Source organism: Pseudomonas sp. B10, from assembly GCF_900156235.1.
GTDB classification, from domain to species: domain Bacteria; phylum Pseudomonadota; class Gammaproteobacteria; order Pseudomonadales; family Pseudomonadaceae; genus Aquipseudomonas; species Aquipseudomonas siliginis.
This window is the reverse complement of the sequence record NZ_LT707063.1, coordinates 2,408,951-2,430,540: the sequence shown is the minus strand read 5'-3', so window position 1 is coordinate 2,430,540 and position 21,590 is coordinate 2,408,951. Positions and strand designations below refer to the sequence as shown.

General features: G+C 60.5%; 13 protein-coding genes, 2 pseudogenes and 1 riboswitch. Of the genes and pseudogenes, 9 read left to right on the top strand and 6 right to left on the bottom strand.

What is annotated here, in order from left to right; all coding sequences use genetic code 11:
- The first annotated feature begins 607 nt into the window (after positions 1-607).
- A complete protein-coding gene (locus BXA01_RS10805) occupies positions 608-1,426 on the top strand; it encodes a M48 family metallopeptidase (protein WP_016773242.1) in 819 nt (272 codons plus the stop codon).
- A 157-nt stretch (positions 1,427-1,583) separates the two neighbouring features.
- On the opposite strand, the gene BXA01_RS10800 is transcribed toward BXA01_RS10805, so the two are convergent.
- The 3 genes from BXA01_RS10800 to BXA01_RS10790 form a co-directional block, all read right to left on the bottom strand.
- Complete coding sequence (locus BXA01_RS10800; protein WP_041479980.1) at positions 1,584-2,168, bottom strand: TMEM165/GDT1 family protein; 585 nt, start codon at positions 2,166-2,168, stop codon at positions 1,584-1,586.
- Between the two features lie 88 nt (positions 2,169-2,256).
- A riboswitch (yybP-ykoY riboswitch) is annotated at positions 2,257-2,381 on the bottom strand.
- Between the two features lie 39 nt (positions 2,382-2,420).
- Entirely contained in the window at positions 2,421-3,419 is a 999-nt protein-coding gene (locus BXA01_RS10795) for a class I SAM-dependent methyltransferase (RefSeq protein WP_016773244.1), read from the bottom strand.
- Positions 3,420-3,451: 32 nt separating this feature from the next.
- Positions 3,452-4,417: a 2-hydroxyacid dehydrogenase gene (locus tag BXA01_RS10790; RefSeq protein WP_076564088.1), complete on the bottom strand. Its 966-nt coding sequence runs from the start codon at positions 4,415-4,417 to the stop codon at positions 3,452-3,454.
- A 286-nt stretch (positions 4,418-4,703) separates the two neighbouring features.
- Here BXA01_RS10790 and BXA01_RS10785 point away from each other — a divergent pair, with 286 nt between their 5' ends.
- The 5 genes from BXA01_RS10785 to BXA01_RS10765 all read left to right on the top strand — a co-directional run bounded on the left by BXA01_RS10785 (position 4,704) and on the right by BXA01_RS10765 (position 13,812).
- On the top strand, positions 4,704-5,333 hold the full coding sequence (locus BXA01_RS10785; RefSeq protein ID WP_056790244.1) for a LysE family translocator: 630 nt from the start codon (positions 4,704-4,706) through the stop codon (positions 5,331-5,333).
- Positions 5,334-5,599: 266 nt separating this feature from the next.
- The gene (locus BXA01_RS10780) at positions 5,600-7,282 is read left to right on the top strand and encodes a fatty acid--CoA ligase (RefSeq protein WP_076564087.1); all 1,683 of its coding nucleotides are present in this window, start codon (positions 5,600-5,602) and stop codon (positions 7,280-7,282) included.
- Between the two features lie 337 nt (positions 7,283-7,619).
- On the top strand, positions 7,620-9,509 hold the full coding sequence (locus tag BXA01_RS10775) for a DUF1302 domain-containing protein (protein ID WP_076564086.1): 1,890 nt from the start codon (positions 7,620-7,622) through the stop codon (positions 9,507-9,509).
- 27 nt (positions 9,510-9,536) lie between these two features.
- Positions 9,537-10,901: a DUF1329 domain-containing protein gene (locus BXA01_RS10770; RefSeq protein ID WP_024014265.1), complete on the top strand. Its 1,365-nt coding sequence runs from the start codon at positions 9,537-9,539 to the stop codon at positions 10,899-10,901.
- 175 nt (positions 10,902-11,076) lie between these two features.
- A complete protein-coding gene (locus BXA01_RS10765; RefSeq protein WP_076564085.1) occupies positions 11,077-13,812 on the top strand; it encodes a LuxR C-terminal-related transcriptional regulator in 2,736 nt (911 codons plus the stop codon).
- A 97-nt stretch (positions 13,813-13,909) separates the two neighbouring features.
- Here BXA01_RS10765 and BXA01_RS27680 read toward each other — a convergent pair.
- Positions 13,910-14,257 (bottom strand): annotated as a pseudogene (locus BXA01_RS27680) (type I secretion C-terminal target domain-containing protein); the annotation flags it as partial.
- Positions 14,258-18,232 (bottom strand): annotated as a pseudogene (locus tag BXA01_RS10760) (M10 family metallopeptidase C-terminal domain-containing protein); the annotation flags it as partial. It lies immediately after the preceding pseudogene.
- Positions 18,233-18,642: 410 nt separating this feature from the next.
- Here BXA01_RS10760 and BXA01_RS10755 point away from each other — a divergent pair.
- Positions 18,643-19,287 carry an MBL fold metallo-hydrolase gene (locus tag BXA01_RS10755; protein WP_076564083.1) on the top strand — a complete coding sequence of 215 codons (645 nt, stop codon included), beginning with the start codon at positions 18,643-18,645 and terminating at the stop codon, positions 19,285-19,287.
- A 121-nt stretch (positions 19,288-19,408) separates the two neighbouring features.
- Positions 19,409-20,143 (top strand): OmpA family protein, encoded by a 735-nt coding sequence (locus BXA01_RS10750; RefSeq protein WP_076564082.1) that lies wholly within the window; start codon positions 19,409-19,411, stop codon positions 20,141-20,143.
- Between the two features lie 226 nt (positions 20,144-20,369).
- Here the strand turns inward: BXA01_RS10750 and BXA01_RS10745 are convergent, their stop codons facing one another.
- Positions 20,370-20,804 (bottom strand): YhcB family protein, encoded by a 435-nt coding sequence (locus BXA01_RS10745; RefSeq protein WP_016773251.1) that lies wholly within the window; start codon positions 20,802-20,804, stop codon positions 20,370-20,372.
- A gap of 144 nt (positions 20,805-20,948) precedes the next feature.
- Here BXA01_RS10745 and BXA01_RS10740 point away from each other — a divergent pair, with 144 nt between their 5' ends.
- A complete protein-coding gene (locus BXA01_RS10740) occupies positions 20,949-21,578 on the top strand; it encodes an alpha/beta hydrolase (protein ID WP_076567704.1) in 630 nt (209 codons plus the stop codon).
- Positions 21,579-21,590 lie beyond the last annotated feature (12 nt).

Below are 21,590 nucleotides of genomic sequence, written 5' to 3'. Positions count from 1 at the left end.
TTCGGGTTCTTTTCGACGTTTTCCTTGATCAGGCTGATCAGTTGTTCGCGGCTGACGCTCAGGCGCGGCTGGCCATCGGTGCCGTTTGTACCGAGCAGGGCGTTGACGCGCACCAGGCCGCCAGCAATCAGCAGCGGCGCTTCAAGTTCGCGCTGGATCTGGCTGACCTGGGTCTGCGCCAGCGAGGTCAGGCGCTGTTCGATGACTTGCTCGAACTGCGCCTGGGTGCGCTGTTGCACCATTTCTTGCGTGCGAGCGCCGGAGAACAGCGCGTACAGCACCAGCGCCGCGACCACGCTGAGAACGATGGCGCCGGCCAGAGCGGCGACGGAAAACTGGATCGACTTGAACTTCATGGGAGCTCCGCACGCAAGAGGACAATCTGCGAGGGATTTATCGGCGGGGTGTGCAGGGCCATGAGAGACGTTGGTCGGAATCGGCCAGCGATGTCGCTGATGGATCGGTGCACGGCGGATTCAATGCGCGTTGAGGAATTTCCAGCCAGACTTGCGGCCTTAGGTGGATGTACGCGCAATGCATCCGTTGTATCTGGCGCCGATACAATTAGCCGCCTAGGATACGCCTCAGGTTTTCAGGGAGCTTTTGAATGAACAAGACATTAGTGGTAAGTGCTTTGAGCGCAGCGCTGTTGCTGGCCGGTTGTCAGTCGGTCAACACCACCAGCGGCGGTGCCGTGGGCGTAGAGCGCAAGCAGTACATGTTCAGCATGCTGTCCTCGCAAGAGGTGGACCAGATGTACGCGCAGTCTTATCAGAAGACCGTCGGCGAGGCGTCGAGCAAAGGTGTGCTGGACAAGACCAGCCCGGAAGCCAAACGCGTGCAGACCATCGCCAACCGCTTGATCGCCCAGGCGCCGACCTTCCGCCCGGACGCGGCGCAGTGGCAATGGGAAGTCAATCTGATCAAGAGCGATGAGCTCAACGCCAACTGCGGTCCCGGCGGCAAGATCATCTTCTACACCGGGCTGATCGACAGCCTGAAACTCACCGACGATGAAATCGCTGCGGTCATGGGCCATGAAATCGCCCACGCCCTGCGCGAGCACGGTCGTGAGGCGATGTCCAAAGCCTATGGCATGGAAATGGCCAAGCAGGGCGCCGGCGCTTTGTTCGGTCTGGGCCAGGACAGCCTGGCGCTGGCCGACACCGTGGCCAACTACGGCATGACCTTGCCCAACAGTCGCGCCAACGAAAACGAAGCCGACCTGATCGGCCTGGAACTGGCCGCCCGCGCCGGCTACAACCCGAACGCGGCGATCACCCTGTGGGACAAGATGAGCAAGGCTTCCGAAGGCGCGCCACCGGAATTCATGAGCACTCACCCGGCATCCAGCAGCCGCATTGCTGCGTTGCAGGCAGCGATTCCGAAGGTGATGCCGTTGTACGAAAAAGCGCCGAAGTCCTGAGCCAATGATCGTTCCCACGCTCTGCGTGGGAATGCAGCCCGGGACGCTCTGCGTCCCATTGGAACGCGGAGCGTCCCTTGAGGCATTCCCACGCAGAGCGTGGGAACGATCCTTCAAATCCCCTCACCACAGGTTTTGGGTAGTTCAGTAGACGGGGTTAAACCCAGCCGCTGCTCTGCATCGCTTTATAAACCGCAACAATCGCCAGAATCATGAACGCCGAAGCCGCGAGGCGGCGGATCAAGGTCAGCGGCAGTTTCTCTGCGGCAAAGTTACCCGCCAGGACCACCGGCACGTTGGCAATCAGCATGCCCACGGTGGTGCCGATAATCACCAGCCAAAGTTCCGGATATTGCGCGGCGAGCATCACCGTGGCGATCTGCGTCTTGTCGCCGATTTCCGCGAGGAAGAACGCGATCAGCGTGGTCAGGAACGGCCCGAACTTGCGCGCCGTGCTGGCTTCGTCGTCATCCATTTTGTCCGGGACCAGCGTCCACAGTGCCGTGGCGGCGAAGCTGGCGGCGAGGATCCAGTGCAGAACGGCGTCGGAGAAGAAACTGCCGACCCAGGCACCTACCGCACCGGCTGCTGCGTGGTTGGCCAAAGTCGCGGCGACAATCCCGGCGATGATCGGCCAGGGTTTGCGAAAGCGAGCGGCGAGAATCAGCGCGAGCAGTTGCGTCTTGTCGCCGATTTCGGCCAAGGCAACGATTGCGGTGGGAACGAGTAACGAGTCCAGCATCAGGGATTTCCTAAGGGGCGGGTCGACACGGCTATGACACGTACAGCCTTCCCGCCCCGGGTAAGGTGTGCGTGTCATAGGTCTTGTCAAACCCTGCGATCCGTCTGGTGCGGACGCTTGGGTCGCATACGCCATGATCTGAGGATCAAGTATGTTGACGTATGCCGGACGAGCATGGCGCTCGTGGGAGACTACTCCCCTAGGACGGAGCGGATTCTGCCTAGGCAGATCCGATTGGGCAAGAACAAATTTTCAGCCGCGCTTGGCCCGGTAAATCCGGAAACCATTGCCTTCAGCCTTGATCGCACACACGCCCAAGTGCTCCTCGATCAGCGGTTGATACTTGAGAAAGCTGTTCGCCACAAGGCGCAGTTCGCCACCGTTTTTCAGATGTTTCGCCGCTTTTCGCAGCAGGTTCTCCGTAGCGAAATAATCGGTGTGCACGCCGACATGGAACGGCGGATTGCTCAGAATCGCGCTCAAACCCATCGGCGCGGCATCGATGCCGTCGCCGGTCAGCACTTCGGCTTCCAGGCCATTGGCTGCCAGGGTCAGACGACTGCTGGCGGCGGCGAACGCGTCGACATCCAGCAACGTCACCTGATTGTGCGGATAGCGACGTTTCACCGCAGCCCCGAGCACGCCGGCGCCGCAACCGAAATCGAGCAGATGGCCGCTCGGCAGTTTGTCCAGATGCTCCAGCAGCAGGGCGCTGCCGCGATCCAGGCGCCCATGGCTGAACACGCCCGGCAGGCTGATGACTTTCAACGGCCCTTCGGCCAGCGGCAGTTCGTAAGTCTGCGCCAGGCTTTCCAGCGGTTTCGCTTCAGGTGCATTGGCCACGGTGACTTGCCAGAGCTGGCAGTGGCGGGCACTGTCGAGTTTGCGCGGCTTGCCGAACGGGTTGAGCTGTTTGGACGCGCCTTCGATGCCGCTGCGTTTTTCCCCGACCAGAAACACTTCACGCCCGGCCAGACGCGACGCCACGGCGTTGAGGATGTAATCGGTCAGGTCCTTTGACTTGGGCAGGAACACCACAGCGCTGTCGAACTCGCGCTCCGGGACATTCACGCCGAACTGGCTGCGGCCCTCGAAACGCGCGTCCAGTGCGGCTTGGTCGCCAGCGTGCCAGCACCAGCCGAACGCATTCGGCAGACGCCCGAGCAGATCGTCGGCGGGCAGGCCGGCCAACAGCAGCGACCCCTGGAATAACTCGGCCTGACGAAGCAGTACTTCACTGCGCGGATCCATAACTGCTCCTTGAAAAAAAGTGCCGCAGTTTATCAACTGACGACCCGCAGCGCCTCACCGCTGAAGAACGCCTGGGCGTTTTCGCTCAGTTGCCCGACGATACGCTGGCGCGCCTCGCGACTGCCCCAAGCGTTATGCGGGGTGACGATCAGGCGCGGGATATCGGCGGCGAGCAGCGGATTGCCCTGGGTCGGTGGCTCGACACTCAACACATCGGTCGCCGCACCGCCGAGGTGGCCGCTACGCAAAGCGTCGGCCAGCGCCTGCTCGTCGATCAAGCCGCCACGAGCGGTATTGACCACAAATGCGCCGGGCTTCATCGCGGCCAGTTCACGGGCGCCGATGAAATGCCGGGTGTGCTCGTTGAGCGGGCAGTGCAGGGTAAGGGCGTCGATCTGCGGCAGCAGTTCTTCCAGCGGCAAGCGATCCGGCCGAGCCGGGCGCCCGGGAATCTGCCCGAGCAACACACGCATGCCGAACGCTTCGGCCAAACGCGCCACGGCGCCACCAAGTTCGCCATGCCCGAGCAGACCGAGGGTTTTGCCTTGCAGTTCGACGATCGGGTAGTCGAGCAGACAGAACTGTTTCGCCTCTTGCCAGCGGCCTTCGCCCACAGCCTTTTGATAGTCGGCCAGGCGCGTGGCGAGGTTGAGCAACAGCATGATCGTGTGTTGCGCCACCGACGGCGTGCCGTAAGCCTGGCAATTGCACACGGTGATGCCGTGAGCGCGGGCGGCAGTGAGGTCGACATTGTTGGTGCCAGTGGCGCTGATCAGGATCAGTTTCAGCTGCGGGTTGGCAGCCATTGCAGCGGCGTCGATCACGACTTTGTTGGTGATCGCCACACTGGCGCCGTGCAGGCGTTCGCTGACCTGTTCCGGCAGAGTCTGCGCGAACAGCTGCAAGTCGCTGAAGCATTCGCGCAACGGACCGAGGTCCAGATCGCCGAGATCCAGCGAAGGGTGATCAAGGAATACCGCGCGGCGCGTGTTCGTCATCAACTGTACCTTTTGTGCTGTGAGCGGAGGGCGTACTCTGCCGAGCCTACCAGATGAAACAAATCGTTACGCTGACCCCGCAGCGGACACATAACCCTGTGGCGAGGGGATTTAGCGAAACGTCGCACCGCCCCGATCGGCTGCGCAGCAGTCGCAAAATCATTGCCTGCGGGCCAGACAGAAGTTTTTGGGGCTGCTGCGCAACCCAACGGGGATGAATCCCCTCGCCACAGAACTGCGTTCTTTTCAGATTTTTTATTGACCAAGCTGCCCCAAAGGAGCCCCCATGTACTGGACCGAGTTCTTGACCGTTGCCCTGATCCATCTGCTCGCCGTGGCCAGCCCCGGACCGGACTTTGCAGTCGTCGTGCGCGAGAGCGTGACCCATGGGCGCCGCGCCGGCACCTGGACCGCGCTGGGCGTGGGCTCGGCGATTTTCCTGCATGTCGGCTATTCGTTGCTCGGCATCGGTCTGATCGTGTCGCAGTCGATCGTGCTGTTCAACGCGCTGAAGTGGGCCGCCGCCGCGTATCTGCTTTACATCGGCTTCAAGGCCTTGCGCGCGCAACCGGCGAAAACCGTCACCGATGACTTGCACCGGGAAACCGGCGTACGCACCGCGCGGGGCGCGTTTACCTCGGGCTTCGTCACCAACGGCCTGAACCCGAAAGCCACGCTGTTTTTCCTCTCGCTGTTCACCGTGGTGATCAACCCGCACACGCCGCTGGCCGTGCAGGCCGGTTACGGCGTTTACCTGGCGGTGGCGACGGCGATCTGGTTCTGCCTGGTGGCGATGCTGTTCAGCCAACACCGCGTGCGCGCCGGCTTCGCCCGCATGGGCCACTGGTTCGACCGCACTATGGGTGCCGTGCTGATTGCTCTCGGTGTGAAAATCGCGTTCACCGAGATGCATTGAGAACTGGAACACATCAATCCCTGTGAGAGCGAGCCTGCTCGCGAAAGCGCCAGTCCAGTCACCAAAAATGTCGACTGACCCGACGCCTTCGCGATCAGGCTCGCGCCCACCGGTCGTGTTTTCTTCAACTTCGGCCCGAAATGCTGGCGCAAAGCTAGCATTTGTACGGCTCTGCAAATCATTCCTTTGGCTGATTTGACTGTCATGCAGGCGCACTAGAGTACGAATCTCTCCGCCAACACCGTGCAGTCAGAAAAGGGATTCTTATGTTGCAGACTCGGGTCATTCCGCCGGCCGATGGGGCCTACCAGTATCCATTGCTGATCAAACGGCTGCTGATGTCCGGCGCCCGTTACGAGAAAACCCGCGAAATCATCTACCGCGACCAGTTGCGCTACAGCTATCCGACCCTGATCGAGCGGGTTGCGCGGCTGGCCAATGTGCTGACGGCTGCCGGCGTCAAGGCTGGTGACACCGTGGCGGTGATGGACTGGGACAGCCACCGTTACCTGGAATGCATGTTCGCCATTCCGATGATCGGCGCGGTGATCCACACCATCAACGTGCGCCTGTCGCCGGAGCAGATCCTCTACACCATGAACCACGCCGAAGACCGCTTCGTGCTGGTCAACAGCGAGTTCGTCGGGCTGTATCAGGCCATCGCGCCGCAGCTGACCACGGTCGAGAAAACCCTGCTGCTGAGCGATCTGCCGGAGAAAACCGCAGAGCTGCCGAACCTCGTCGGCGAATACGAGCAACTGCTGGCCGCCGCGAGTGCGCAATACGATTTCCAGGACTTCGACGAAAACTCGGTCGCCACCACGTTCTACACAACCGGCACCACGGGCAATCCGAAAGGCGTGTATTTCACCCATCGGCAACTGGTGCTGCACACCATCGGCGTGGCGACGATCATGGGTTCGATCGACAGCGTACGGCTGCTCGGCACCAACGATGTGTACATGCCGATCACGCCGATGTTCCACGTCCACGCCTGGGGGTTGCCGTACGTGGCGACCATGCTTGGGCTCAAGCAGGTCTACCCGGGGCGTTACGATCCGGAGTATCTGGTGGAGTTGTGGCGCAAGGAGAAGGTCACCTTTTCCCATTGCGTGCCGACCATCCTGCAGATGCTGCTCAACGCCAAGGCTGCGCAGGGTGCCGACTTCGGCGGCTGGAAAATCGTCATCGGCGGCAGCGCGCTCAATCGCAGCCTCTATGAAAACGCCAAGGCCCGTGGCATTCAGCTGACGGCCGCGTACGGCATGTCGGAAACCGGGCCGCTGGTGTCTTGCGCGCACCTCAACGACGAACTGATGGCCGGCAGCGAAGACGAGCGCACCACTTACCGGATCAAGGCCGGCGTGCCGGGGCCACTGGTCGAAGCGGCGATTGTCGACGGCGAGGGCAATTTCCTCCCCGCCGACGGCGAAACCCAGGGCGAGCTGGTGCTGCGCGCGCCGTGGCTGACCGAAGGCTATTTCAATGAACCGCAGAAGGGCGCCGAGCTCTGGGCCGGTGGCTGGTTGCACACCGGCGACGTCGCCACGCTCGACAGCATGGGCGTGATCGATATTCGTGACCGCATCAAGGACGTGATCAAGACCGGCGGCGAGTGGATCTCCTCACTCGACCTCGAAGACCTGATCAGCCGGCATGCGGCGGTACGCGAAGTAGCAGTGGTGGGCATCGCCGATCCGCAGTGGGGCGAGCGCCCGTTTGCCTTGCTGGTGGTCCGCGAAGGGCAGGTGATCGGTGCACGGGAACTGAAGGAACACCTCAAGCCGTTCGTCGAGCTGGGGCACCTGAGCAAGTGGGCGATCCCCAGTCAGATCGCCCTTGTTACCGAAATTCCCAAGACCAGTGTCGGCAAGCTCGACAAGAAGCGCATTCGCCTCGACATCACCGAGTGGCAAGCCAACAACAGCACCTTCCTTTCGACACTTTGAGTGCCTGCTGGCGCGCCGAAACCGGCGCGCCAGACCCACCAAGCAAGCGCTTGGCTTGTGAAATCGAAAAAATCAGCCATCCTTGCCGTGCCGACGTGTGTCGGACTGGCGAAAGGACTGTTCCAGAGTGGTTGGCGGCTGCAAATCACACTTTAGAGGGATCAAGCACTACCACCCGCTGGCTATAGTCCGCTCAAGGACTTTTTGAAAACGGAGCACACGCACTGAACGGGGCGAGCAACTCTGGAACGATTTCGGGCAGCCCTGGCGCCCGGTCCTCCACAGCGTTTTTAAAAGTACTCACTGCCATAACAATAATGCACATGGAGTAGCGTCGATGACCTCAGTAAACCAGTTCTGGCGCCGGGCGAAACTGCCTCTGGCGGTCAGTCTTGCCTCCTCGCTCGCCGGGCCTGCATTCGGCGTCAGTTTCAACGTCGGTGAAATCGAAGGCCAGTTCGACTCGTCCCTGTCGATCGGTGCCAGTTGGTCTACTCAGAGCCCGAACAAGAACCTTATCGGCGTCAACAACGGCGGCCGTGGCCTGTCGCAGACTTCCGATGACGGGCACGCCAACTTCAAGAGCGGCGAAACCTTTTCGAAGATCTTCAAGGGTATCCATGACCTTGAATTGAAATACGGCGACACCGGCGTGTTCGTCCGTGGCAAATACTGGTACGACTTCGAACTGAAGGACGAGAGCCGCGAGTTCAAGGACATCAGTGACAGCAACCGCAAAGAGGGCGCCAAGTCCTCCGGCGGGCAGATCCTCGACGCCTTCGTCTACCACAACTACGCGATTGCCGATCAGCCGGGCTCCGTGCGTCTGGGCAAGCAGGTAGTGAGCTGGGGTGAAAGTACCTTCATCGGCGGCGGCATCAACTCGATCAACCCGATCGACGTCTCCGCGTTCCGTCGTCCGGGCGCCGAGATCAAGGAAGGCCTGATTCCGGTCAACATGTTCTACGTGTCGCAGAGCCTCACCGATAACCTCTCGGCCGAAGCGTTCTACCAACTGGAATGGGACCAGACTGTCGTCGACAACTGCGGCACCTTCTTCTCCCAGCCGGACATCGTTGCCGACGGTTGCGACAACAATCTGCGCGTACTGAACAAGCGTTCGCAGATTCCGGCGATCGCTTTGGGGCCGTTGGCCGCCAACGGTGTGAACGTCGACCAAGAAGGCGTGCTGGTGCGCCGTGGGCCGGACCGTGACGCGCGCGACAGCGGTCAGTGGGGCGCGTCCCTCAAATACATGTTCGAGCCACTCGACACCGAGTTCGGCGCCTACTTCATGAACTACCACAGCCGTGCGCCGATCTTCAGTGCCACCGGTGCCCCGCAGTCGGTCTACAACACTGCCGCCGCGCTGCCGGGGCCGTTCGCCGCACTCGCACCGCTGCTGGTCGCGGGCAATTCGAATTACTTCATCGAATACCCGGAAGACATTCGTCTCTACGGCCTGAGTTTCTCCACCACCCTGCCTACCGGTACGGCGTGGAGCGGTGAGATCAGCTACCGTCCGAACGCGCCGGTACAACTCAACTCCACCGACATCCTGTTTGCCGGCGTGCGTCCATTGGGCGGTGCACTGACCAACGCTTCGCTGCTGACCGGCGTGCCGGGTCAGGATCTGCACGGTTACGAGCGCAAGGAAATCACCCAACTGCAAACGACCTTCACGCACTTCTTCGATCAGGTCATGGGCGCCAGCCGTCTGACCCTCGTCGGTGAAGTCGGGGCGACGTACGTCGGTGGCCTGGAAAGCCGTTCCGACAAGCGCTATGGCCGTGACCCGGTCTACGGTCCGGGTGAGTTGCCGGCCACTGGCGGTATCGATACCTGCGCCAACATCCTCAACAACAGCACCATCAACGGCGCCGGCCCGGGTTCGCCGCAGAACAACCGCAGCCGCAATTGCGAAAACGACGGCTTCACCACCTCGATGTCCTGGGGCTACCGTGGTCGGGCGATCTGGGAATACAACGACGTCTTCGCCGGCGTGAACCTGAAGCCGAACGTGGCCTGGTCCCACGACGTCAGCGGTTACTCGCCAGGCCCTGGCGGCAACTTCGAGGAAGGTCGCAAAGCGGTCAGCCTGGGCGTCGACGCCGAATACCAGAACACCTACACCGCGAGCCTGGCTTACACCAACTTCTTCGACGGCAAGTACACCACCGTGGATGACCGCGACTTCGTGGCGCTCAGCTTCGGCGTGAACTTCTAAGCACTGCATTTCAGGACGAACGAATTTATGAAAATAACAAAGAGTCTGTTCCACGCCGGTGTTCTGGGCCTGTCGCTGCTGGCGACCAGTGTCATGGCGGCGGTGCCTGCTGCCGAAGCGGATAAACTGGGCAAGAGCCTGACGCCGATGGGCGCGGAAATGGCCGGTAATGCCGACGGTTCGATCCCGGCCTGGAAACCGCTGCCGAAAAATGCCGGCAGCGTCGACAGCAAAGGCTTCCTGTCCAACCCTTACGCCAGTGAGCAACCGCTGTTCACCATCACCGCCAAGGATGTCGACAAGTACAAGGACAAGCTTGCCCCGGGCCAGTACGCAATGTTCAAGCGCTACCCGGAAACCTTCAAGATGCCGGTCTATCCGTCCCATCGCGGCGCCACCGTGCCGGATGACGTGTTCGCCGCGATCAAGAAGAACGCCACCAGCACCAACCTGGTGTCCGGCGGCAACGGTCTGGAAAACTTCGATACCGCCGTGCCGTTCCCGATCCCGAAAACCGGCGTGGAAGTGATCTGGAACCACATCACCCGCTATCGCGGCGGCAGCGTGACCCGTCTGGTGACCCAGGCCACGCCGCAACCGAACGGCTCGTACAGCCTGGTGTACTTCCAGGATCAGTTCGTGTTCCGCGACAAGATGAAGGACTACGATCCGGCGAACCCGGGCAACATCCTGTTCTACTTCAAGCAGAAAGTGACCGCGCCGGCGCGTCTGGCCGGTGGCGTACTGCTGGTGCACGAAACCCTCGACCAGGTCAAAGAGCCACGTTCGGCGTGGGTCTATAACGCCGGTCAGCGTCGTGTGCGTCGTGCACCGCAAGTGTCCTATGACGGTCCGGGTACCGCAGCGGATGGCCTGCGTACGTCCGACAACCTCGACATGTACAACGGTGCCCCGGATCGCTACGACTGGAAGCTTGAAGGCAAGAAGGAAATGTACATCGCCTCCGACAGCTACAAACTCGACGATCCGAAACTGAAGTACTCGGACATCATCAAGGCCGGTCACATCAACCAGGACCTGGCTCGTTACGAGCTGCGCCGCGTCTGGCACGTGGTCGCGACCCTGAAGGAAGGCCAGCGCCACATCTACGCCAAGCGTGACTTCTACATCGACGAGGACACCTGGCAGGCAGCGGTCATCGACCACTACGACGGTCGCGGCCAACTGTGGCGTGTAGCCGAGGCGCATGCCGAGAACTACTACGACAAGCAAGTGCCTTGGTATGCCCTCGAAACGCTTTATGACCTGCAGTCTGGCCGTTATCTGGCACTGGGCATGAAGAACGAAGAGAAGCAGGCGTACGACTTCGGCTTCACCGCCACTACCAGCGACTTCACCCCGGCCGCTCTGCGTCAGGATGGTGTTCGCTAAACCTGCGTAAACCCGAGGCCGCATCCTCATGAAAACGCCCCGATCGGTTCGGGGCGTTTTTGTATCTGTAGCCTTTTTGTAGCCATTTGTAGCAGCGACCTTCATTACCTCTTCGTTTAAGGCTAGGCTGCGGACATCTGCAACGCCGCCAATCGCCTTCGAACAAGAGCCGGCCATGACTGATCTGTCCCCACTTCCGGGTCCCGCAAGCTTCACCGTCGCAGCACTGGACGGGCGTTTTTTCCGCCCACCGCTGCCCGACGGCTATGTCTTGCGGCCGCGCCTTTGCCAGCGTCTGCAGGCCGGGCTCGAAGGTCGGTTGCTGTTGGTCAGCGCCCCGGCCGGGTTCGGCAAAAGCTCGCTGGCGGTGGAGTTCTGTCAGAGTCTGCCGGCGCACTGGCAAAGTCTCTGGCTGGGCTTGAGTCCACGGGACAGCGATCCCGGACGTTTTCTTGAGCGCTTGCTCGAAGGGCTGCAGGACTATTTTCCGGCCTTGGGCGCTGGCGCTCTCGGTCTGCTGAAAATGCGTCAGCGTCATCAGCCATTCGCTTTTGAAGAATGGCTCGACGGTCTGCTTGATGAGCTGGCGCTGCATCTCGATCCTGCCGCGCCGTTGCTGCTGGTCCTCGACGACTACCACCTCGCCCAAGGTCCGGTGCTGGATCGTTGCCTGCAATTCTTCCTCAATCATCTGCCCGATGGCTTGCTGGTGATGGTCACCAGCCGCCAGCGCCCGGACTGGCATCTGGCGCGTCTGCGCCTGTCGCGGCAGTTGCTCGAGCTGCACGAACAGGACTTGCGCCTGACCCACGACGAAGCCCTGACCTTGCTCGACCGCCACAGCAGCTCACTGCGCGGCGAAGCACTGGAAAGCCTGATCCAGCGCAGCGAAGGCTGGGTCGCCGGCCTGCGCTTCTGGCTGCTGGCGGTGGCCGAGGCGGGCAACGATGCCGCGCTGCCGCAAGCACTGAACGGCGGCGAAGGGCTGATCCGCGATTATCTGCTCGAAGAAGTCATCGATTGCCTGCCGGCCGAAGTGCAATCCTTCCTCTACGAAACCGCACCGCAGGAACGCTTTTGCAGCGAGCTGTGCGATGCGGTCCGCGAAGCCCACGACAGCGCCGAGATCCTGCGCTTTCTGCTCGCCCATCAGGTGTTTCTGGTGCCGCTGGACGAGCACGGTCACTGGTACCGCTATCATCATTTGTTTTCTGACTTGTTGCGCAGCCGGCCAATCGCCCAGGCGATGGTGCCCAACGCCACCCTGCATTTGCGCGCCTGCCGCTGGTTCAATGCGCAGGGCCTGCTCGACGAAGCGGTGGAGCAGGCGTTGCGTGCCGGGCATCTCGACGTCGCGGCGAATCTGGTACAGAACCTCTCCGAAGAACAGCTGCTCGCCGAGCAGAACGTCGGCATGCTGCTGCGCTGGAAAATGGACTTGCCCGACAGCCTGCTGATCAGCACGCCACGGCTGATTGTGCTCTACAGCTGGGCGCTGGGGCTGGCCTGTCAGCTCGATGCCGCTGAAGAGCTGGCCAGCCATTTGAGCCGTTTCCTGCCGGCGCCTTCGGCCACGGCGCAAAAATCCATGCTGGCGCAATGGCTGGCGCTTAGCGGGATCATCGCTCGCGGGCGCGGCCATCGCGATTTGACCCTGCGCTATTGCAGTGAAGCGCTGGAGAGCCTGCCGGCCAAACGTTATGGCCAGCGGCTGATGTGCCTGTCGACCTTGTCCAATCTGGCGATCGCCGACGGTGATCTGTGGCGCGCCCGTGGCCTGAACCGTGAATCCCTCGAGCTGGCGCAACGGGTCGGCAACCCATTATTCGAAGCACTGGCGCATTACGACAGGGCGCGGGTTCTGCAATCGCGGGGCGAGATCCTGCGCGCGCTGGATGAAGTGCATCAGGGCCTGGAGCGCTTGCGCGGTCTGTCGCCGCAACGCCTGTACGCCGTGCGCGCGCGGCTGACGTTGTACGAAGGTTTCCTGCTGGCGATGCGTTTGCAGCCGCAGGCTGCACGCGTACGCCTGCTGGCCGGCATTGGCGAAGCGCGGGCCTGTCGCGACATCAGCGTGCTGATCGGCCACTGCGTGATCGCTCGCCTGGACGGCGCCAGCGGCGAATTCGCCAAGGCCTTCGCCGAACTCGCCGAAGCCGAACGCCTGATGCACATCTGGGACGTACCGCCGATCTACTATCTGGCGATGATCACCCTGGTCAAATGCGAGCTGTGGCTGGCCCAGGGCCGCATCGATCTCGCCGAGGCGTGGCTTGCACGATTGGGCCAGACCTACACCGGCGAAAACGCTGCGGCACCACCGGAATTCCATCCGCAACTGCCGTTGCATGTGGAGCTGCAACAGGCGCTGCTCGATGTGATTCAGGGGCAGCCGATGCTCGCCGAAGGGCGCTTGAACGTGTTGCATGAAAACGGCCAGCGGACCGGGCGGCAGTTGCTCAGTGTGATGGCGTTGACGCAGAAGGTGGCGTTGTTGCTGTCCAGTGGGCGCGAGCCCGATGCGCGCAAGGTGTTGAGTCATGCGCTGGAAGCGGCGGCCGGCGGCGTTTACCAACCTTTTGATGCGCTGCTGAAAAACCATGCCGACTGGTTGCGCGGGCAGTTGCAGGCGCTTTCCTGCAACGCCGTCAGCCAGCAATTGCTCACACATTTCCCAACAGCCGCGCCGCGCCCGACCGTGGAAAGCTCCGCTACCGAACAGCTCAGCAGCCGGGAATTGGCCGTGCTGCGCCTGATCGCTCAAGGCTGTTCCAATCAGGAGATCAGCGAGCAGTTGTTCATTTCCCTGCACACCGTAAAAACCCATGCCAGTCACATCAACAGCAAGTTGGGGGTGGAGCGTCGAACTCAAGCGGTCGCGCGGGCCAAGGCGCTGGGTGTTCTTGATTAGCCGCCGTACCAGTCAATAAAAAACGCCCCGAACCAGTCGGGGCGTTTCTGTGGCTGCGGTCTGTTCTACAGACCGCGTGGAACAAGCGCGATGAAGATCACGCCACCAGATCAGTGGCGTTGAAGTTGTTGACACCGACCAGCTGGATTTCAAAATCCGCACCGGCGTTACCGCTGACATTGCCCGACAACACATGGTCGACGAAGCGCAATTGGCCTGCGCCTGTGAAGTCGTCGGCGCCAATGAAAGCGAAACCATTGAAGCCTGCGCTCAGCAGGTTGGCGTCGAAGTGGGTCAGATCGATCTTGTCACCTTGGGCACTGCTGAAGTCAGTGATGACGTCGCGCAGGTTGCCAAAGCCGCTCTCGTTCCAGGCATTGAACACAAACACATCCGCACCGATGCCGCCGGTCAGCGAGTCTGTCCCGAGTCCACCGATGAGCAGGTCATTGCCAGCACCGGCGTTCAGCAAGTTGTTACCGTCGTTGCCGGTCAGGCTGTTGTTCAATGCGTTACCCGAGCCATTGATGTGGGTACTGCCGGTGAGTACGAGGTTTTCCAGGTTGGCGCCCAGGGTCCAGTCGATGGAGGCGCGCACAGTATCGATTTCGCCCGCCAGGGTGCTGGTTTCAATCGTGCTGTCGTAGACGTTGTCGACGATGTAGGTGTCGTTGCCCAGACCACCGATCATGGTGTCGCCACCGAGCCGGCCGTCCAGCACGTTATCGCCACCGTTACCGATGAGGGTGTTGTTGGTCCAGTTGCCGGTGCCGTTGATGGCGTTGCCGATCAGGACTAGTTGCTCGACATTGGCCCCCAGGGTGTAGTCGATGGAGGAATACACTTGGTCGATTGCGGTCAGTGAAGTATCGGTCTCGATGACGACATCGCCGATGTTGTCGACGTAGTAGGTGTCGATGCCGTCCCCGCCGATCATGGTGTCAGCGCCGAGGCTGCCGTTGAGCGTATTGGCAGCGGCGTTGCCGGTCAGCGTGTTGTCCAGTGCATTGCCGTTGCCGTTGATGGCCGTGCCGGTCAGCACCAGGTTTTCCAGGTTGGCGCCCAGGGTCCAGTCCACCGAAGAGCGCACGGTGTCGATTTCACTGACCAGTGTGCTGTTTTCCCTCACGCTTTCGTTGACGTTGTCAACGATGTAGGTGTCGTTGCCCAGACCGCCGACCAGTACGTCGGCACCTAGGCCACCGTCGAGGACGTTATCGCCGTCATTGCCGATGATGCCGTTGTTCACCGCGTTGCCTGTGCCGTTGAGGTTGGCATTGCCGGTCAGTATGAGGTTTTCCAGGTTGGCGCCCAGAGTCCAGTCAATCGAGGCGCGTACGGTGTCGATTTCGCCCGCCAGGGTGCTGGTTTCAATCGTGCTGTCGTAGGCGTTGTCGACGATGTAGGTGTCGTTGCCCAGACCACCGATCATGGTATCGCCACCGAGCCGGCCGTCCAGCACGTTATCGCTGCTGTTACCGATGAGGGTGTTGTTCGTCCAGTTGCCGGTGCCGTTGATGGCGTTGCCGATCAGGACCAGTTGCTCGACATTGGCCCCCAGGGTGTAGTCGATGGAGGAATACACTTGGTCGATTGCGGTCAGTGAAGTATCGGTCTCGATGACGACATCGCCGATGTTGTCGACGTAGTAGGTGTCGATGCCGTCGCCGCCGATCATGGTGTCAGCACCGAAGCTGCCGTTGAGCGTGTTGGCGGCGGCGTTGCCGGTCAGCGTGTTGTTCAGTGCATTGCCGTTGCCGTTGATGGCCGTGCCGGTGAGTACGAGGTTTTCCAGGTTGGCGCCCAGGGTCCAGTCGATGGAGGCGCGCACAGTATCGATTTCGCCCGCCAGGGTGCTGGTTTCAATCGTGCTGTCGTAGACGTTGTCGACGATGTAGGTGTCGTTGCCCAGACCACCGATCATGGTGTCGCCACCGAGCCGGCCGTCCAGCACGTTATCGCCACCGTTACCGATGAGGGTGTTGTTGGTCCAGTTGCCGGCGCCGTTGATGGCGTTGCCGATCAGGACTAGTTGCTCGACATTGGCCCCCAGGGTGTAGTCGATGGAGGAATACACTTGGTCGATTGCGGTCAGTGAAGTATCGGTCTCGATGACGACATCGCCGATGTTGTCGACGTAGTAGGTGTCGATGCCGTCCCCGCCGATCATGGTGTCAGCGCCGAGGCTGCCGTTGAGCGTATTGGCAGCGGCGTTGCCGGTCAGCGTGTTGTCCAGTGCATTGCCGTTGCCGTTGATGGCCGTGCCGGTCAGCACCAGGTTTTCCAGGTTGGCGCCCAGGGTCCAGTCCACCGAAGAGCGCACGGTGTCGATTTCACTGACCAGTGTGCTGTTTTCCCTCACGCTTTCGTTGACGTTGTCAACGATGTAGGTGTCGTTGCCCAGACCGCCGACCAGTACGTCGGCACCTAGGCCACCGTCGAGGACGTTATCGCCGTCATTGCCGATGATGCCGTTGTTCACCGCGTTGCCTGTGCCGTTGAGGTTGGCATTGCCGGTCAGTATGAGGTTTTCCAGGTTGGCGCCCAGAGTCCAGTCAATCGAGGCGCGTACGGTGTCGATTTCGCCCGCCAGGGTGCTGGTTTCAATCGTGCTGTCGTAGGCGTTGTCGACGATGTAGGTGTCGTTGCCCAGACCACCGATCATGGTATCGCCACCGAGCCGGCCGTCCAGCACGTTATCGCTGCTGTTACCGATGAGGGTGTTGTTCGTCCAGTTGCCGGTGCCGTTGATGGCGTTGCCGATCAGGACCAGTTGCTCGACATTGGCCCCCAGGGTGTAGTCGATGGAGGAATACACTTGGTCGATTGCGGTCAGTGAAGTATCGGTCTCGATGACGACATCGCCGATGTTGTCGACGTAGTAGGTGTCGATGCCGTCCCCGCCGATCATGGTGTCAGCGCCGAGGCTGCCGTTGAGCGTATTGGCAGCGGCGTTGCCGGTCAGCGTGTTGTCCAGTGCATTGCCGTTGCCGTTGATGGCCGTGCCGGTCAGCACCAGGTTTTCCAGGTTGGCGCCCAGGGTCCAGTCCACCGAAGAGCGCACGGTGTCGATTTCACTGACCAGTGTGCTGTTTTCCCTCACGCTTTCGTTGACGTTGTCAACGATGTAGGTGTCGTTGCCCAGACCGCCGACCAGTACGTCGGCACCTAGGCCACCGTCGAGGACGTTATCGCCGTCATTGCCGATGATGCCGTTGTTCACCGCGTTGCCTGTGCCGTTGAGGTTGGCATTGCCGGTCAGTATGAGGTTTTCCAGGTTGGCGCCCAGAGTCCAGTCAATCGAGGCGCGTACGGTGTCGATTTCGCCCGCCAGGGTGCTGGTTTCAATCGTGCTGTCGTAGGCGTTGTCGACGATGTAGGTGTCGTTGCCCAGACCACCGATCATGGTATCGCCACCGAGCCGGCCGTCCAGCACGTTATCGCTGCTGTTACCGATGAGGGTGTTGTTCGTCCAGTTGCCGGTGCCGTTGATGGCGTTGCCGATCAGGACCAGTTGCTCGACATTGGCCCCCAGGGTGTAGTCGATGGAGGAATACACTTGGTCGATTGCGGTCAGTGAAGTATCGGTCTCGATGACGACATCGCCGATGTTGTCGACGTAGTAGGTGTCGATGCCGTCGCCGCCGCTCATGGTGTCAGCGCCGATATAGCCATTCAGCGTATTGTTCAGTGCGTTGCCGGTCAGGATGTCGTTGAACTCGGAACCGACGGCGTTCTCGATCTTGGCACCGTAGGCAATCGCCAGCCCGTCATTGATGGCCGTCAGGTTGTTGTAATCGACGAATGCCTTGCCGATCTGGCTGTAGGCGCCTTCATTCAGGTTGATGCTGACGGCGGCGAGCTGATTGCTGCCATCGATGGTGTCGTTGCCACCACCGTCCCAGATGGTTTCGAAAATCGACTGGTTGGCGGCCCACTTGTAAACGGTGTCGCCGGCCTGCCAGGCCATGTTGGCGCCATACAGACTCTGGATCGCAATGATGTCCAGCACCATCGGTGTGGTTGGCTGGTACGAATAGTTGCTGTTGTAACTCATCACGGTGAAGTGAACATCGTCCAGTGTCGGGTCCAGCAAGGTTTTGTTGGTTGAACTGGTATCGAAAGGATGTTTGAGGCCCAGCGCGTGGCCGATCTCATGAACGAACGTCAGGTAGTCGTAACTTCCTTGGCCCGGATTCGCATCATTGGTTTGCGGACCGATCCAGACGTCGCCGGCTACCGGTGTGTTTGACGGAAAATAAGCCCACGCAGCGGTCTTGTCGTCCATCAGTTGATAGCCGCCAAACCGCATGTCACCCACGTTGTTGATTGAGTCGGTGGTCAGGGTGAAATTCAGATTGGCAACAGCGCTCCACGCTCCGAGGGCGCTGGTGACAGCATTTTTTTGCCCCGCTGTGAGCTCATACAAAGCGTTGTATTCATTGTCAGGGCTATAGTCGATAACAAAATAAGACGTGCCCGGCGCCATGAAGCTGTAACTGAGATTGGTCGGACCGGTTGGGGTCCATTTGGCGCCCAGCCAATACGTACCTGAAATGAGGCTGTCGACGATGGCATTTCCGGTCAACGTGGAGGGCAAACTGAAAGAATAAGTCTTGGGCGTAGGCATGTAGGTTCCTGATGACTATGCGGCCCTTCCTGAATGCGACCGCTACAAAAAAGAATCGATTTTGCACCAGAATTGGCTGTTTGACATCATTGCGCCACTACTTTCTGATGTATGACGCCAAATTTCTGGCCGGGAACATTTGTATCGGCGCGTCAAGTAGAATGCTGAACGAGCTTGTTCATCCGCATGTTGAGAATTCAATGTCTACTCAAAGACCCCAACTCATCCGCGAAACCTTCCCCGTCGGCCCGCTCCAGTGCAACTGCACCATCATCGGCGACCCGCTCACAAAAAAAGCCATCGTCGTCGATCCGGGCGGCAACCCTGACTTGATCATGGCGCGTCTCGATGCCCATGGCCTGAAAGTCGTCAGCATCATCCATACCCACGCGCATCTCGATCACTTTCTCGCTTCAGGGCAGATGAAGGAGAAAACCGGTGCGACCCTGCATCTGCACAAGGAAGACCAGTTCCTTTGGGACAATCTGGAGATGCAATGCCAGATGTTCGGCGTGCCTTACACCCCGGTGCCGTCGCCGGATCGCTGGTTGAGCGATGACGAAGAACTCGCCTGCGGTTGTGGCGTGGCACTGCACACACCGGGACATACACCAGGTTCCATGAGCTTCTGGTTTTCCGAGGCTAAGCTGTTGATAGCCGGCGACACGCTTTTTCGTCGCGGGGTAGGGCGCACGGATTTGTGGGGTGGCGATCAGGCGACCATCGTGCGTTCGATCAAGCAGCGGCTGTATACGCTGGACGAGGATGCAACGGTTGTCACCGGGCACGGCCCGGATACGCGTCTGGGTGATGAGATGCGCGAGAACCCGTTTGTGCGTGCCTGAATTTTTTGTCACGGGCAGCGGGCGGAATTTTTAGGCATTGTCATGATCCAACGCCCGCGCAGGTCCATTGATCGATCAGTGGCCGCTGCACCACAGAATGCAAAAAGACCAGGAGCTCTCCATGTTCACCACGCGTCGTTTGATTATTGTCGCTACTGCCGTGGCCGTGCTGTCCGGCTGCGCCTCGCCTAATCCGTATGACAATCAGGGTCAGGCCGACGGTGGCTCGCAAGGCATGAGCAAAACCGCCAAATACGGTGGCCTCGGCGCGCTGGCCGGTGCACTCGCCGGCGCCGCCATCGGCCACGACAACCGTGGCAAGGGCGCCTTGATCGGCGCTGCTGTCGTCGGTGCCTCCGCTGCCGGCTACGGCTACTACGCCGACCAGCAGGAAAAGAAACTGCGCGCGAGCATGGCCAACACTGGCGTTGAAGTGCAGCGGCAGGGCGATCAGATCAAGCTGATCATGCCGGGCAACATCACCTTCGCCACCGATTCGGCGAACATCGCACCGAGCTTCTACCAGCCTCTGAACAACCTGGCCAACTCGTTGAAAGAGTTCAGCCAGAACCAGATCGAAATCGTCGGCTACACCGACAGCACCGGCAGCCGCCAGCACAACATGGACCTGTCCCAGCGTCGTGCGCAGAGCGTCGCGACCTACCTGACCTCGCAAGGCGTCAGCGGTGCCAACCTGTCGGCCCGTGGCGCCGGCCCGGATAACCCGATTGCCAGCAACGGCGACGTCAACGGCCGCGCGCAGAACCGCCGGGTCGAGGTCAACCTGAAGGCAATTCCGGGTCAGCAGTATGGTGGTCAGCAGCAACAGCCGGGTACGGTGCAGCAGTATCCGTAAGCGATTGCCTGAATGAAGAAATGCCCGGTCTTGTGATCGGGCATTTTTTTGTTTCATCGGTGCGACCCCTTTCGGGAGCAGGCTCGTTCCCACATTTGAGATGCATTCCCCTTGTGGGAGCGAGCCTGCTCGCGAAGAGGCCGGCGAGGGCAGCGAAGATTGCAGATACAAAAAAGCCCCCGGACATATCACTGTCCGGGGGCTTTTTGTTGGGCGCGAAACCCGATTACTTCTTCAAACCATAATGCTCATCAAGCATGCCAGGGGAATTTGGCGATTTCGGTGCATAGTCACGCGGTGGTTCCTGATCGCGCGGTGGCGTCAGGCGTTCACGTGGTGCCTGCGCTGCGTCGGCGTGCAGGGCGGCGATCAGGCGCTGGCGGGTCTGCTCGTCCAGGGCCAGACGATTGGCGCCCTCGGCGAGGTGGTCCTGCACTTCCTGATAGCTCTGGGTCAGTTTCTTGACCAGCATCGCGGTGCTGTTGAAGTGGGTGACCACTTCGTTCTGATAACTGTCGAAACGCTCCTGGATATCATCCAGTTGACGCTGCGTGCGGCTCGGTGCGGCGTTCGGCGCAACGCGCGCGATCAGGAATCCAATGGCGACACCCACAACCAGGGCAAGAGTCGGTAACAACCAAACTAAGAGCGAGTGTTCCACGAGTCCTTCCTCTATAAACGGCTTTGCTTTACGTTAACGGCTCGAACCTGCGCTGTATACCGCGATTCACTCGCAATAGATTGGCACAGACAATTTGCTAGACGAGTCGACCCGATTCGAGGTCACGGAGTTCCTCCCTTGCTGATGCGTGAAACCCCTGTAGTGATTGACGGCCCTGTCGGCCAAATTGAAGCTTTGTATCTGGATAACGAGCAGCCGCGCGGCATCGCGCTGATCTGCCATCCGAACCCGGTGCAGGGCGGCACCATGCTCAACAAGGTCGTCTCGACCCTGCAGCGCACTGCGCGCGACGCAGGCCTGATCACCTTGCGTTTCAACTATCGCGGCGTCGGCGCGAGCGAGGGCACGCATGACATGGGCACCGGTGAAGTTGACGACGCTCAGGCCGCCGCTACATGGCTGCGGGAAAAACACCCGGATCTGCCGCTGACCCTGTTCGGTTTCTCCTTCGGCGGATTTGTTGCAGCAAGTCTCGGCGGCCGTCTCGAAGCCCAAGGCGTCCAGCTTGCCCACCTGTTCATGGTTGCCCCGGCGGTGATGCGTCTGGGCGAGCAGGATCAACTGCCGCAGCACGGCGGGTTGACCGTGATCCAGCCGGAAACCGATGAAGTCATCGATCCGCAACTGGTCTACCAGTGGTCGGAACAACTCCAGCGCCCCCATGAGCTGCTGAAAGTGGCAGAATGCGGACACTTTTTTCACGGCAAGCTGACCGATCTCAAGGATCTGCTGCTGCCGCGTCTCTCGAATTGATTGCAGTCTGAC